We start from the raw sequence: 14,384 nt of genomic DNA on the forward strand, positions 1-14,384 counted from the left end.
TGCGCCGGGGTGTAGCGCAGCTTGGCAGCGCGCTTCGTTCGGGACGAAGAGGTCGTGGGTTCAAATCCCGCCACCCCGACAGTATTGCCGCAGGTAGAAGGCCGCTTCCGAAGATCGGAAGCGGCCTCTCTTGTCCCCTGAGTAACTAACTGCGTGACTATGAGCAGCCAGAGCGCTTGTCTGGCTCAGAGACCTCAGACCCCTGACGCTGTGGTGGATCACTCGCGTGGAACGGCTTCATGCCAAGCTCGGACCGAAGACAATCAACAACCACGTCGCTTTGATCCATGATCCATTGCCGGTGGATGGCCGGGGGTCCCTCGCCTCGCACGTGAGCCTCCAACGTCGTGAGAGCCCCACGGCAGATGAGAACGAAGTCCGCACACGCCTCATCCACCGCCTCGGATCCGATTAGGCCGATCTCGGACCAGAGCTTCATGGCTTCCGTTTCCAGTTCCCTCAACCGAGACAGCGTCTCTGGGGAGATGTCCTTCTTCGGCTCATAGTCATAAGACGCCTGGCGGAGAAGACGTACCCAGTCGCGAACGACAGCAACAAAGCCGCTATAGAGACGAAGACGCTCGTTGCGCCAGTGGACGGCAGCCTCGCTCTCTCGTGATTGGCACTCTCTCTGCTGTTCGCGCTCCCAGCGCAGATCCTCACGGGCCAACTCGCGCCGCCAGCGGCGATCTTCCCGCCATGCGCTCACGAACTGACCTGCAATCACCCCGATGATCCCGAGGACAGCAACCACAACAGGTACCCAGATAGAAACCTGACCCGACGCCACACATGGAGCGTATTGTGGCGTCCGATGGCGCCCACACGAATCACCTAAATAGCCCCTGATCGTGATCCCTAGCTGGGGAAAGTCTCGGTTCGAGTCCGAGGCTCCCGCAGGTGGGGGCCGTGGCTGCTACCTGTCTCCTGTTGGCTCCGGAACTCCGTGATCTCTGGAAGAGGGGTATGCAGATGGTCTTTAAGTTCTTGAAGTGCAAGGTGTCCGCATCTCTTCGAGTCTTCCTGGCGGTTGCTGATGTAATCGGCAGCACGTTCCCTGCCTAGGGATCACGACCAACGATCGCGGCCTGGCCCGAAGTGGGCCAGGCCGCTACGTCCGGGCTTACTCCTCTCGAAATATTTGGTCCATCGCCACCGCACCACCTTGAAGAACGGGACGGATCTGCTTGCGGTAGACAGCCTCAGTCACGGCCATGCTGCTGTGGCCGACCAGCCTGGAGATTTCCTCCAGTGGTATGCCGTTGTCGGAGAGCAGTGAGACGAAGCTGTGGCGGAGTTCCCGGGGCGTCCATTCCCTCGGGTCCACGCCTTCCGCGTCCTTGATGGCGTTGCGGAAGTCGCGCCGGACATTCGCGGCGTCCAAGGGCTTGCCCGTGGACGCCGCGAATACCAGCCCGCTTTCCGACCATGCGTCGCCTTGCTCGCGTTGCTGGGCTTCTCGGTGCCGTCGGAGGAGATCCACGCAGCGCTTGGGAAGGGCGAGGGTGCGGCGGGACTTCCGGGTCTTGGTGTCTCCCCCGGCGCGCACGGAACGCCAGACGGCCACGTGCGGAGGGACGGGCGGCCCGGCGTCCGGGGCGCCGTCCAGGTCCATGTGATCCCACGTGAGCGCCCGCAGCTCCTCGGTACGGGCTCCGGTGAGCAGTGAGAGCACGATGTAGGCGTACATGGGGGAGCTTTCAGCCGCCTTCAGTACGGCTTCCGCCTGGGCGAACGTCAACGCCTTGGACGGACGTCCCTCCGTCCCCTTAGGGACCGAGCACAGTGCTACTACGTTCCGCTTAACTTTGTCTCGGGCCATCGCTCGTTTGATCGCGCGGTTCAGGCAGCTGTGGAGGCCCTGGAGGGCGCGTGTGCTGAGTGTCTTCGCCTTGGTGGCGAGCCACTTATCTACGTCTTCCGCGCTCAGGTCTCGGAGCTTCCGAGCGCCCAAGGCCGGGATGATGTGGGTCTGCACAAGATTGTGCAGGTCTTCACCGTCGCGGGGTCTCGACCGTTCAGGCCGTAAGCCAGCCAGTCGTTCACCGCACGCTCCACGGTGTAGTCGGCCGGGGCGATGGCGAGGCCGTCCTCGTAGTCGCGTAGGACCTCCTTGAGCTTGTTCTTGGCTTCGGTCTTGGTCTTGCCGCTGCCCCGCTTCACGATCCGCTTGCCGCTCGGGTCAAAGCCCAGACTGGCGGTGGCGATCCAGCGTTGGCGCTTGTCGTCCCAGTGGAGGCCGCCGTCTCCTCTGCTGCGTCGCTTGGTCATCAGGCTGCTTCCTCTGCTTCCTTCTCCAGGAGGGCGATGTAGGCGCGGATGGCGCCGGGGGTGATGAGGCGCGCGCGGCCTTGCTTTACGGAGCGAAGGCGGCCGGTGCGGATCTGGTCGTAGATGACGGTTCGGCTCATGCGGAGCAGGCGCATGGCGTCGGTGACGCGGTAGAGCTGCGTGTCGGTGAGCCGGACGCTGTCCGGCGTTGAGGTGGTCACTGGTGGGTCTCCTCATCGGCGGGGACAGCGGGGACAGGCAACAGAGCCGGTTGTCCCTCATGGGTGTGGGCGTTGGTGCTGGTCGTGGCGTGGTCAGGGACGGTAGGGACGCCGGGGGCGCCTGCTGGGGACTCTGTCCCGGGGAGGCGGTAGTGGCCGGTGGCGTTGACGCAGAGCTGGCCGTCGGCGTTCATGCGCTGGCAGGTCTTGCGGACGTTGTCGTGGGACAGGCCGGTGGCCTCAGCGATGGCCTTGGGTGTGCTGTTGGGGTTGGCTCGGACGTGGCGGGCGATGGTGGCGCGGGTGTCGGACAGGGTGTGGTCTTCGGGTGGGCCGTCCAGGAGGTGCCAGAGGCCGGCGTCGGGTTGGAAGGCCATGGCGTATTCGGCCTCTTCGACATCGCGGCCGGTGACGTGCAGAACGCCGTCTGCGGTGCCTCTGGCGCGTTTGAGGACGAGGGTGGCGTCTGCGGCTCCGGCCAGGCCGTTGGTGCCGGAGACCTCGCTCAGGAAGTCTTCTGAGGCCATCTTGCGGACGTGGTGGATCAGGACGACGGCCACGCCGTAGGTGTCGGCCAGGCGCTTGGCGCGGCTCATGGCGGCGTAGTCGGCGTCGTATGCGGACAGGCCGGGTGGTGTGGTGCCTCGGATCTTGGCGAAGACGTCGATGACGACGAGGCGGGCGTTGGTGTTGCGGTCGAGCCAGCGGGCGATGGCCTCTTCCCCGCCTGCGGGCAGGGTTGGACAGGTGGTGGCCAGGGTCAGGTCCTTGGGCGCGGGCTGGCCGCTCAGGATCTTTCCCATGCGGTTCTGCAGGCGGCGGGCGGTGTCTTCCAGGGCGAGGTAGAGGACGGGGCCGGGCTCGAGTTCGATGGCTTCCAGGGCCTTGGCGCCGCTGGCGACGGCGATGCCCAGGCCGAGGCTGAGCCAGGACTTGCCGACCTTGGGCGGGCCTGCCAGGAGGCTGAGTCCTTCGGCGATGATGCCGGGGACGGCCCAGCGGGGCTCTGGGAAGGTCATGGCCATCAGTTCGTCGGCGGTCCAGGAGGTGCGGAACGGCACGGCCGGGGCGGGTGCTTGGACGGCATCACCGTTGACCAGGCGCAGGTGTGTGGGCTGGTCGGTCATGCGGCCACCTTCCGGGGTCGGCGGGCACCGGCGCGTAGGCCGGAGGCGATGGTGCGCTGGGCCTCGCGGTAGGGCTGGCCGATCTGCGTGGCTGCCTCCGTGAGCCACGAAGTGACGGCGGCGGCGGTCAGCTCCCCTCCGGCGACGAGCTGGCCGAGCGCGACGGATGCGAGGTAGAGCGCGTTGTTGTGGCCGTGTGGTGGTGAGCTGGCCACCCGTTGCAGCTCACCGAGGACGGCGCGGGAGATGCCGCACGACAGCAGTCCTCGGCGCACCAGCTCGGCGGTGAGCTTGCGGTAGCGCGGTCCTGTTGAGACGCGGTCGGTGATGGGCTTGTCCGTGGGCCTACCGGCGCGGGCCAGCAGCGGCACCGCCACCGCGAAGGCCAGCAACCGTCCCCATAGCGGCACATCGGCCAACAGGAAGACCAGCAGGCCGGTCAGAGCCATGACAGCGAGGGCGGCAACCACCCACCAGCGCCACCGCGACTGGCGCTGGCGCGCCCGCGGAGCCACCCCCGACGTCGAAGTGCGGCTGCGCGAGACGATCAAGAAGCTGAAGAAGACGATCGCGAACAAGAACAAGACAAGAACAAGGAATTCAAGCAGATCGGGAGAACGTCCCCGCGCTGGTCCGGGCCGTCCACCAGCTCACCCTGGAGAACCAGGAGCTGCGGGCGCAGTTGGCGCGGCTTGAACCGAACGTCATGCCGCTCCACCGCCGACGCCGAGAGGGTGTCAGTAATGACCGCGGTCCGCAGTCGATAGTTACGATTCGGCACCGAGATGGGCCGTGATCTATGCCGCCGGCGCTGGACGGCGGCCAACATGTCGGTGTGAGCCGACGTCCCATCCGCTGGTGGAATCCGGCCGCGCTGCTGGCCATCGTCGCGCTGGTCGCGACGGTGGTGTTGGTGGGGCGCGCGCTCGATCAGGCCGACAAGGTCAACGTGGCCGATCTAGCCGCGGTCGCGATCGCCGCAGCGGTGGCCGCGGCCGCGGTCGTGACGTGGGCCAAGCGCCGCAACACCGCCGCCGGCTATCCCGCCGATGTGACAAGAGCCGCCGATGTGCTGGCCGATCTGGTGCGCCGGCAATGGCAGGACGAGGCCCGCAACCGGCTGCTCGACGATCCCGAACCCATCCCGGTCCGCTGGAACCTCACCGCCAACGAGGCGGTGATGAGCACCCCTCGGCTGATCAGCACCGCGACCGGATTCACGTTCACCGGTCGCAGCGACGACATCGCCGCCCTCGCGCGCGACTTTCGCACCCTGACCCGGCGGCGGCTGGTCATCACCGGCGGGGCGGGCATGGGCAAGACCACCTTGGCGATCCAGCTGCTGCTGCAGCTGCTGTCCACCCGCGCGACTGACCAGACCAGCGCCTCCGGAGACGAGATCGTGCCGGTGCCGGTGCTGCTGCCGGTCTCCGGCTGGGACACCGACGCCCATCCCCGCCTGCAGGACTGGCTCGCCGTCCGCCTGGCCGCCGACTACCCGGCGTTGGCCGCCCCGCAGCTCGGGGCCGGCGCCGCCGCCGCACTCGCCCAACGCGGCCATATCCTGCCCGTTCTGGACGGCCTGGACGAAATCCCCGCACCCGCCCGCGCCCAGGTGATCGCCGCGCTCAACGCCTCGCTGACCGCCCGCGACCAGCTCATCCTTACCAGCCGCCGCGCCGAGTTCACCACCGCCGTCCACGACGCCGGCCGGCCGCTGACCGCAGCGGCGGTCATCGTTCCCAAACCCCTCACCCCGCAGGCCGCCGCGGACTACCTGACCGCCTGCCTCCCCGCCTCCCCGACCGAGGCCTGGACCCACACTCTGGCCGCACTGCGATCCCACACCGTCCCCGGCTTGACCCGGCTCTCCGCAACCCCGCTGGGCCTGTGGCTGATCCGCACCGTCTATGTCGCTTCCGGGGCTGACCCCGCCCCGCTGACCGGCTCTCTCGGTGCCGACGCCGACGCGCTGCGCACGCACCTGCTGGACCATGTCATCCCCGCTGTCATCGCCGCCCGTCCGCCCAGCACCGACCCCACCGACCACTTCCGGCCCCGCCACCGGCTCGACTCCGACGCCACCCGCCGCTACCTGACCTACCTGGCTCGTGCCTTCCCTCCGGCCACCACCCGCGACATCACCTGGTGGCACATCGCCCGCACCACATCCCACATCCGGCCGGCAGTCGGGCTGACGTTCGGGCTCGCGTTCGGGCTCGCGGCCGGGCTCTTGCCCGTGGTCTGGGTCGGAGAACTCATCAGCTGGTCCTGGCCCGGGCTCGTGATCGGATTGGCGTTCGGGCTCATGCGCGCCCCATCGTGGGTCAACGAAACGCCCGGCTTCGCAAACCTGCGCCTGCGCGGACGAGCATGGCGTCCCTTCCGGTTCAACACAGCCGCCGTCGCGTTCAGACTGCTGGTCGGGCTCGTGGTCGGGCTCGCGTTCGTGCCCATGCTCGTGCTCATGACCGGGCTCAACCCCACGGATGGGCTGACGCTCCGGCTCGGGCTCTACGTCTGGCTCGGGATCACCCTGGCACCCCGGCTCGTCACCTGGACGGAACAACCCACCCTCGAATCAACCAGTACACCCCGCTCCAGCCGGCGACCCGGCAGAACGCTCACCCTTCTGCGCACGATCGTGCCCGGGCTCGCGGCCGGGCTCGCGGCCTGGCTCGCGTTCGGGCTCACGGTCGGATTCGGGGTCGGGCTCGGGGTGTTCAGGTTCGACCCTACGGACGCGATCGAGCTCGGGCTCTACGTCTGGCTCGGGATCACCCTGGCACCCCGGCTCGTCACCTGGGCGGAACAACCCACCCTCGAATCAACCAGCACAGCCCGCTCCAGCTGGCAAGCCGACAGAACGCTCACCCTTCTGCGCACGATCGTGCCCGGGCTCGCGGCCGGGCTCACGGCCGGGCTCGCGTTCGGGCTCACGACGGGGCTCGCGTTCGGGCTTATGACCGGGCTCGCGTTCGGGCTCGCGTTCGGCCCGACGGCCGGGCTCGTGATGGGCAACCATCATGCGTGGCTGGTCTGCACCATCGCGGTGGCCCAGCTGGCCCTCAAACGTCAGCTCCCCTGGCGGGTTATGGGCTTCCTTGACGACGCCCACCGCCTGGGGCTGCTGCGTGCCGTCGGCCCGGTCTATCAGTTCCGCCACGCGGCCCTGCACGACCACCTTGCCAGCCTCAAGTAGTTCAATACGCAGGCTTGACGGGGAAGGGCACAGCGGATCGAACCGGAACGGGACCGTGTCGCGGTCCGACTGTTGCTTGATCATCAGAGTGAGCACCGTCTTATCTCAGACCGGTTTCGCATGTGCCCTCTCCCGCCGGAAGGTTAGGCGTCGAACAATTCTTCTTGGGCGGGCATGTTGCACTTGGCGGTGCGCCCCGCGATTTTCACCAGAGCTGCGAGATCGCTGAGCTGAGCATCCTCGTCCGCGGCGCTGACGAGCCGGACGAACACCTGCGCGGTGACATCGACGTCGGCGTAGGCCCTGTGGCGATTCGCCGGCTTCTTGATGGCGAAGTGCGCCAGCAGCGTGTCGAGTTGGTAGTTCGGCAGACCTGGGATGATGTATTTGGCAAGCGGGATCGTGTCCAGAAGGTCAATGCGGGCCAGCGCCGGGCAGTGCTCGCGCTGGTTGTGGATGATGTTGGCCTCGGTGGCGGCGTGTTGAGCCACCAGCAGATACGGTTTGTCGGCCGTGAATCGCCGATCCAGTGCGCCCAGCGCTTCGGCCGGACCAGGGGCCTGGCTCAACTGCTCGGGGGTCAGGCCGGTTTGGGCCGTAACGGCTGGCGTCACCGGAGCGAACGCGGGCGGCCGGATGAGAGATGCCCTCCTGCCGGCCCCCGTCCACGCGCCTTCCTTGTAGCGGAGTGCGAGAGCGGCAACCTCGATGGGCTGGGCCGGGTGGCCCGTGGGGGTCGTCGCCTCGAAGTCGATGACCACGAACGTCGTCGCCAGGAAGGCGGGTCTTCCGTCAAACCGCCCATGTATCCACCCTTCTCGCAGGATCCGTGGCGTTGCCGGCCCACGCCCGCCACATCGAGGAGAGCTTGCCTGAGGGCGTCGAGGACTCGCGAGTAGGGCGAGCCGCTGTCGTGCAGCGCGGTGTGGATCAGCTCCAGGCCCTTGCGGTGCCGGCGCAGCGGCACCTCGCCGGTGGCGGGGCCGGCCAGGTCGGCGAAGCCGATGCCGGCCTTGATGGCCTGGCGTTTCGCCCACCCATGTCCGTTGACCCCGCTGACGCCGGGTATCGCCTTCCGGTCACACCTCATCACCGGATCGATACCGGTGGATGTGAAAAGGGCTCCTCCCCATGACCCCCTTGCGGCATGATCGTGCCGTGAGGGGCAATTGGCGCATGGTGGTGGCCGTCCTGACGGTGGTCTGCGCAGGCGTGCTCGTCCTGACCGTGCTGCTGGTCAAGGGTCTTGACACGGCCAACCAGCTCGCGGGTGTGCTCGGCCTGTCCGCTCTGGGCGTCGCGGTCGTGGGCTGGGCGCGCCGGGCGCGACCGCATCCTCCTGCACCCGCGCAGGTGGATGCCGCCGCCGCTCTTCTTCGGGGTGTGGTGCACACGCGCTGGCGGGCCGAGGCCACCAGCCGGAGCTTGTTGGACCCCAGTCCCCTCCGGGTGCGGTGGCGCGCGACCGCGCGGGAGGTGTCCGACCACCCCGAAGTGATCGGCGGAAAGATCTCCGGCACCAGCGACGCGATCGGCCGCTTCGCCCGTGACTTCATGCGCCTGCCTAGGAAACGGCTTGTCATCATCGGCGCCCCCGGATCGGGAAAGAGCACCTTGGCCCTGCTGCTGACCCTGCAACTGGCCACGGAGGCCGCCGCCGACCGCCCTGTTCCCGTCCTGCTCTCCCTGGCCTCGTGGGATCCGGATCGCGAGAGGCTCTCAGATTGGATCGCGAGGCGCATCACGACCGACTACCCCTCGATCAGCGGCGCGCCCGATTTCGGTCCCGGCATGGCCAGGCTTCTGCTTGACACAGGACGCCTGCTACCGGTGCTCGATGGACTCGACGAGATCCCCGGCGATCGAGGCGGAAGCGCGCTGGCTCAGATCAACCGGTCGATACCGGCGGATGAGCCCGTGGTCCTGGTGTGCCGCGCAGTGGAATACGAGGCGGCTGTGGACGCGGGTGATGTGCTGACCGGCGCGTACGTTATCGAGGCGCAGCCGGTCCAGGCGCCTGACGCGCTGGCCTATCTACGGAAAGTCGTGCCTCCGGGGCCGCAATCCCGAAGGTGGGCGCCCGTCTTCAACGCGCTCGAACGCGGCACGCACCCCACTCTCGCCCGAGCTCTGTCGAGCCCATTGACGATCTCGCTAGCCAGAGCTGTCTACCGCACCCAAGGCGACCCGGCGGACCTGCTCGACATAGCCGACGCGGAGGCCTTGGAAAACCACCTCATCGCCTCGCTGGTACCCTCCGCGCTGTCGGAGACCTCCTACGACATTGCCAAGGCGCTGAGGTGGCTCGGTTTTCTCGCCGACCACCTCGACGCGCTCGCCACGCACGACTTCGCGTGGTGGCGCTTGAACCGGTCACAGCGCGCCCAAACGCTCGTCGCCCACGGGTTGGTCGCCGTGCTTGTTTTGGTCACGGCGACCATCGGCCTGGTGGTGGTGGCGCGGACCGCCATGGTCGTGGCGGGGCTGTCCACCGGGGTGGCGGTGGCGTTCCTCCTTTCCCTGCACACCGTGCTGAGCAGGTCGCGGAGTGAGTCAGCGCTCGTGCAGCCCAGCCTCAGGCTGAGGGGACGGCTCGGCGCTTTGGGGCGGCATCTGGCCAACGGTCTCTGGAGAGGTCTGCTGGCCGGGCTCATCGGCGGCGGTTTGAGCGTTCTTCTCGTCAGGTTGACGGCCGGCGCCGACGTCGGAGCCGTTCGAATCCTCGTGGGCGGGACCGCCGGCGGACTCGTCGCCGGCGTGGGCAGGGCGGTCCTTTCGTGGAGCCTGGTGCCGCTGTCCCGAGCGGGTGACACCGGTCCGGCCGAAACGCTGCGCGCAGCGCGGAACCGGACGCTGGTCATCGGCGTGGGGCTCGGTGCGGCCCTCGGGCTGGCCTGCGGAGCGGTGATCGGGGTCTATCTGAGCATGATGGGCGTGGCTGGCTCCGGTGTGCTCGGCGCGGCGCTCGGCGTCGGGTACGGCATCGTGCTCGCGGCCAGCGCACTACTTACCGGGCCGTGGTTTCCCTATGCGCTGACCCGCTCGCTGCTGGCCGTCCGGGGGCGGCTGCCGTGGCGCCTGATCGCCTTCCTCGACGACCTCTATGACCTGGGCGTCCTGCGTCGGATCGGGCCCGTCTACCAGTTCAGGCACGCACGTGTCCAGGGCTTCCTGGGCAGTGCGGGTCATGGTCGGACGCGGAGCAGCCCGTCCAGCCTTTCCGCCGGCACTCGCACCGTGACAGGCTCGCAGCTGTAGCATACGAGGCCGCGGAACAGGGTGAACTGCACGGCTTCGCTCCCCAGGTTCACGCCGAGGTCCGGGTCAGCCACGTCCACGCGTATGAGAGCATCCAGCAGTCCGGCCGTCCGGGGATCCGGAAGATGCGTACGGATCACCGACGCCAGCCTGGTCATTCCGGCGCTCGACCGGATCGCGGGGACGAAGATCTCTTCCTTCGACAGCGCTCTGCGCGCGGCCACGTCAACGGTGACGACGTCACCGAAGTAGGCAGGATGTGCACCAACGCCGGTCAGGGTGAGCGCATAGCGGATCGAGACGAGCCGGTTGTCGCTCCGGACAATGGCGAAGGAATTCGTCAGTTCGGAATCCGCCGTTGCCGGATACCGCTCGAACTCGCGGAGCATCTCCTCAACGCGTGCCCGGAGAGGGGCGAACAGTTCGATGTTGACTCGCTCGTCCCCCTTGATCCGGGGGTAGGAGAGGTTCACCGACAGCCGCTCGTCGTCGTGCCGCTCGCGCCACGTATGCGTGGTCAGCTCCAACCGTACGGGCTTGGCCGCCGGCGTCATCGGGGGAAGCGCGCCCACCACCAGGAGCAGGGCGGCGCAGCCGTATGCGGCTTGAAGCCTTCGAGAGCGCGGAACCTTGCCGAGCCATACGGGCCGCCGCAGGTAGGAGACGGTCAGCCCTGCGGCGAGCCCGGTGAGGAGCCCGAGCTGCGGTCCCAGCGGGATATAGGTCTCGAACCGATCAGCCGCTCTCATGGCCGACGACGACAGCCATGCGCCGAGGACGGTACGCAGCCCGAGGGCCAGGCTTCCGGCGACGACTGACTGGCCGAGCACGGTCAGTCCCACGGCCCACGCGGCGCTTCTGTCAACGCTTCGCAGCCCGAGGTGAACCAGCCACATGAGCAGGACGATGTAGAGCGCGGCCGTGATGTTCTCCAGCAGCCAATCCGCACGAGGCTCGCCTTCCAGCGGCGACAGCCGTATCTCCGGCAAGGCCAGGAACAGTCCGTTGTCCGGGATCGCCGTCCTGCCCAGCGGAACGCCGAGGGCCAACGCGTGGGCGGCGCCGGTCAGCAGCGCGACGGTCAAGCCGCAGATCCCTGCCTTGAGCGCGATCGCCCTGCGCTCGGCCGGCGTGGTCTTGTGAGCCTGGGCCCGTTCCTTCCATGCCTGGTATCGCTCACTCAGCTTCTCCCAGACCGCGCCGGTGTCCTTCGCCTCGGGGAAGTGGTCCAGGTCGAGAGCCTTGATCATCGCCCAGCCGATCCGGTTCATGTGCGTGAGGGCGAGCACGAGGGCCAGCGCCGGAGCGATCAGCACGACGAACACGGCGGCCTGCGCCGGCGTCGGCAGCGGCGACGGCGTCTGAGGAGAGGCAAGCAGACCGCTCACAGGCACGGCCACGGCGATGGCCAAGGCGAGAGCCCCCCACATGGGCAGATAGGCGGTCGGCGTGAACAGGTGCGCGATCTGCCCGCGAGCCGTCAGATAGACGAGCGAACACGTCAGGACGAGCACGCCCGCGGCCAAGGCCCAGAACTGCGAGGTCGGGTGCTCGGGTGGAGTCAGAAACGACCAGCCCCGCAGCACCGTCAGCCGCCATTCCCCGCCGGGCGCCGGTGGTGATGCGAGCCGGACGGCCAGGTCCGGGACTGACGAGGCCAAAGCGACGATCGCGAGCATCGACGCCAGAGCCGTCCCCGCCGCCTCCAGGCTCCATCCTCGCCGAGGCGCCTCGGGATCCGGCAGGGGCATGGGAGAGACCGGTGGAAGCAGCCGCTGAATCCCCGTCGACGCCAGGGCCAGTAGGAGAGGTGTAACGGAAAGCTGCGCCGGGCTCGCCACCAGCGTCGCGCCGACGTCCTCCACGTATTCCAGGAGCCAGGCGGGGCTCAGCGGGTTCTGGCCTGCGATGGGGATCATGCCGTCCCACACCGCCACGACGAGCGCGTACGCGACCGGAGCGGTCAAGAGCGCGATCCAGGCCAGCACGAAGGAGCGCCCCGAGAGCCCGCCGGTGGGTAACCGCTGCCGCAACGCGCGCTCCGCCTTGTACGCGAAGTACGCCGCCGCTCCGACTCCCAGCAGAGCGACGACGAGGCCCGGCAGATCGGCCACGTACGTCGGCAGCCACCCCAGCAATCTCCAGGCCGCGTTGGTGAACCCCGCACCGGGCCAGAGCACGTCAGCCAAGCCGCGGATGGTCACCCAGACGACGACGATGGCGGGCAGGACCCACGATCGCGGATCGAAGGAGCCGCTCTCCTTCGGAACCGGCTGCGCCGGAGCGGAACGAGCCAGGGCGACGGTGAGCAGGGCGCTCAGAGCCGCCACGGTCATGCCCCACGTGGGGGCGTACTTGATGGAGAGGATGTGTCCGCGCATCGGCGACACCACGGTCCAGGCGAGGACGGCCAGCACGCCAGCGGGTGCTCCCGCCAGCGTGCATGCGACGATCCAGCCGCTCTTGGGGCGGCTGAAGCGGGCGCATTTGGTCACGAGGTGCGCCCCGCCGACGAGCATCGTGCAATAGACGATCACCTGGATCGCGGTGAGCGGGCCGAGGACATTCTCCGAGGCCGCGGAGGGCAAGGCCCGCGCCGCGATCCTGGCTGCCAGACCATCGAGCAGGGAGATGGCTTCCGCGGTCTGCGGCGACATGGACAAGACCGTGACGGTCACGACCGAGCAGAAGGCCAAGGCGGAGAACGGCAGCCATCTCACTCTGCTTTCCAGGCGATACTTCATGAGCACTCCAGGCCGACCGTCTCCCGTCTCAACGTGGCACTGTTCTGATCACTGGGATGCGATGCGGCGCTGATCCACGCGGGCGGGACGCGAATCGACAGCATAGAGAATTAGCGTCGGCCAGGTAGAGGTGTTTACGCGCGATGAGGACGTAGTTCGGTCACGGTGGCTTCGAGGGAGGGTGCGGATTGTTCGGGCAAGGGCTACAGGACCGTGCGCCGGGCGAACCGGGCATCGGGAAACTGCCCCTGAACATGTCCCACCGGATCAGCTGGCCGGGCTGGTGAGAGGTGCGGCCGGCGTCTATCTGATCCGGGTCGTAGTGGCCAAAGACGTGCACATGCGGCACTTCCGCAACCCGGTCAACCAACGCCTACGGTCACGCTGCGCAACCACCGAGGAAGCCGGAACCGTACCATCCCCGCCTAAATTCGAAGAGCCGATATGAAGCGAACCGTCGCAATTTCCTCCCGTCTCCGCGCATTATTCTGATCCCTGCGCGGGAATGCCGAGGCGGCCGCGGTACGGATGAGGTTCCTGCCAAGTCTCTTCCCAGAAGTACAGGTACGCGAGATGCTCGGAGAGGTCCGGGCGAAGATGACGGTGGAAGTCGGGATCGTCAGGCTTTCGCAGCAGCACCGTCCAGTACTCCTCGGCCGCGCGCTGGACATCGCCAAGGCGATATTCGGCCGTTTCCTCCAAGAAGTTGTGCTCGACGCGAACCGTGTCGCCGACGAAGGTAGCGTCCGAAGTTGTTTCCAACGTCGGAGGAGAGCCAGACCGCGAGAGGAACGAGCCGGTCGTCGGAGCATCGGTACTCGACGCTTCCGCCACGCAAATAGAATTCCAGACCATTCAAAGGTTGCCTCCCTCTAGAGTTTGGGCCAGCCGTGGCCGACGTCCCCGATCGATCGGTCGTACCAACCCTCAACCCGGATGCCACCGTACATTTCCCCAGGTGCCGTCTTCCTTCTTGTGGGCGTGCTTGAATGCATCGGAATTTGCTTTGTCGACTTCCCACGCCTGCATGTCGTCGGGCCAGAAGGGTGCTCCATCCTTGATTGCCGCGCTTGGCAATTCCAGGGCGGCGGCGGTGAGGGTTCTTGAATTCGATATGTCGTTCCGGCCGGCTTGTCGGGCAGGCCCTGAGGCCGAACACCGCACCATCGGCGATGCGGCCCGCACGGTGCTGCGCATGCTCGCCCGCCGGATTCTGGCCCTGACCGAGGAGATCCGCGCCCACGAGCGAGCGCTGGTCGCGATCATCACCGAATGCGTGCCGAAGCTGCTGCAGCGGCAAGGGATCGGGCCGGACACCCCTGCCGCGCTACTCATCACCGCAGGTGACAACCCCGACCTGCTCGGCAGCGTCCGACGAATTGCTCGAGGCATGTCGGCGATGACGGCCTTCTTCAACATATGGGCGGGTACTGGGTGCGAACCAGTGACCCCTCGCCTGTCAGAGGGGAACCTGCGCGGCCCGACTGACCGCCTCATGAGCTGGGAGTGGTGGTGCGGTGTGTCCCGTTCCCGGTGGGTGGGAGGATTTGAACCTTCCGAG

11 protein-coding genes, 1 tRNA gene and 1 pseudogene are annotated in these 14,384 nt (G+C 67.6%); 4 read left to right on the plus strand and 9 right to left on the minus strand.

Translation table 11 applies throughout. The annotated features are described in order from the left end of the window. Positions 1-5 precede the first annotated feature (5 nt). Positions 6-79 (plus strand) — tRNA-Pro (locus tag ETD86_RS24590). A 78-nt stretch (positions 80-157) separates the two neighbouring features. Here ETD86_RS24590 and ETD86_RS55390 read toward each other — a convergent pair. From ETD86_RS55390 to ETD86_RS57170, 6 genes are all read right to left on the minus strand, one after another. Next, a complete protein-coding gene (locus tag ETD86_RS55390; protein ID WP_170223246.1) occupies positions 158-790 on the minus strand; it encodes a hypothetical protein in 633 nt (210 codons plus the stop codon). A gap of 333 nt (positions 791-1,123) precedes the next feature. Beyond that, positions 1,124-1,741 carry a site-specific integrase gene (locus ETD86_RS57160; RefSeq protein ID WP_246148115.1) on the minus strand — a complete coding sequence of 206 codons (618 nt, stop codon included), beginning with the start codon at positions 1,739-1,741 and terminating at the stop codon, positions 1,124-1,126. 185 nt (positions 1,742-1,926) lie between these two features. After that, the gene (locus tag ETD86_RS57165; protein ID WP_211370277.1) at positions 1,927-2,271 is read right to left on the minus strand and encodes an Arm DNA-binding domain-containing protein; all 345 of its coding nucleotides are present in this window, start codon (positions 2,269-2,271) and stop codon (positions 1,927-1,929) included. Next, positions 2,271-2,492, minus strand: coding sequence for a helix-turn-helix domain-containing protein (locus ETD86_RS24605; protein ID WP_246148116.1), 222 nt, complete (start codon positions 2,490-2,492; stop codon positions 2,271-2,273). Before ETD86_RS24605 ends, ETD86_RS57165 begins: the two co-directional genes overlap by 1 nt. Beyond that, positions 2,489-3,619 carry an AAA family ATPase gene (locus ETD86_RS24610; RefSeq protein ID WP_138668523.1) on the minus strand — a complete coding sequence of 377 codons (1,131 nt, stop codon included), beginning with the start codon at positions 3,617-3,619 and terminating at the stop codon, positions 2,489-2,491. The genes ETD86_RS24605 and ETD86_RS24610 overlap by 4 nt, the downstream gene beginning before the upstream one ends. Further along, entirely contained in the window at positions 3,616-4,197 is a 582-nt protein-coding gene (locus ETD86_RS57170) for a hypothetical protein (protein WP_211370278.1), read from the minus strand. The genes ETD86_RS24610 and ETD86_RS57170 overlap by 4 nt, the downstream gene beginning before the upstream one ends. A 257-nt stretch (positions 4,198-4,454) precedes the next feature. Here ETD86_RS57170 and ETD86_RS24620 point away from each other — a divergent pair, with 257 nt between their 5' ends. Next, entirely contained in the window at positions 4,455-6,821 is a 2,367-nt protein-coding gene (locus ETD86_RS24620) for an NACHT domain-containing protein (protein ID WP_170223247.1), read from the plus strand. A gap of 143 nt (positions 6,822-6,964) precedes the next feature. Here the strand turns inward: ETD86_RS24620 and ETD86_RS24625 are convergent, their stop codons facing one another. Then, complete coding sequence (locus ETD86_RS24625) at positions 6,965-7,582, minus strand: 3'-5' exonuclease (RefSeq protein WP_246148117.1); 618 nt, start codon at positions 7,580-7,582, stop codon at positions 6,965-6,967. A gap of 397 nt (positions 7,583-7,979) precedes the next feature. Here ETD86_RS24625 and ETD86_RS24635 point away from each other — a divergent pair, with 397 nt between their 5' ends. Then, positions 7,980-10,079, plus strand: a complete 2,100-nt coding sequence (locus tag ETD86_RS24635; RefSeq protein ID WP_170223248.1) for an NACHT domain-containing protein — start codon at positions 7,980-7,982, stop codon at positions 10,077-10,079. Here ETD86_RS24635 and ETD86_RS24640 read toward each other — a convergent pair. Together ETD86_RS24640 and ETD86_RS24645 are read right to left on the minus strand one after the other, a co-directional pair. Next, a complete protein-coding gene (locus ETD86_RS24640) occupies positions 10,007-12,823 on the minus strand; it encodes a hypothetical protein (RefSeq protein WP_138668526.1) in 2,817 nt (938 codons plus the stop codon). The genes ETD86_RS24635 and ETD86_RS24640 overlap by 73 nt on opposite strands. Before the next feature lie 483 nt (positions 12,824-13,306). Then, positions 13,307-13,657, minus strand: a complete 351-nt coding sequence (locus tag ETD86_RS24645) for a hypothetical protein (RefSeq protein WP_138668527.1) — start codon at positions 13,655-13,657, stop codon at positions 13,307-13,309. 124 nt (positions 13,658-13,781) lie between these two features. Here ETD86_RS24645 and ETD86_RS24650 point away from each other — a divergent pair. Next, a pseudogene (locus ETD86_RS24650) lies at positions 13,782-14,384 on the plus strand (hypothetical protein); the annotation flags it as partial.

This window comes from Nonomuraea turkmeniaca, from assembly GCF_005889735.1.
Taxonomy (GTDB): Bacteria; Actinomycetota; Actinomycetes; order Streptosporangiales; family Streptosporangiaceae; genus Nonomuraea; species Nonomuraea turkmeniaca.

What these genes read in the sequence shown, in the direction of transcription:
- ETD86_RS57165 (WP_211370277.1), bottom strand. Translation starts at nt 2,271, where the DNA reads ATGACCAAGCGACGCAGCAGAGGAGACGGCGGCCTCCACTGGGACGAC.
- ETD86_RS24610 (WP_138668523.1), bottom strand. Translation starts at nt 3,619, where the DNA reads ATGACCGACCAGCCCACACACCTGCGCCTGGTCAACGGTGATGCCGTC.
- ETD86_RS24640 (WP_138668526.1), bottom strand. Translation starts at nt 12,823, where the DNA reads ATGAAGTATCGCCTGGAAAGCAGAGTGAGATGGCTGCCGTTCTCCGCC.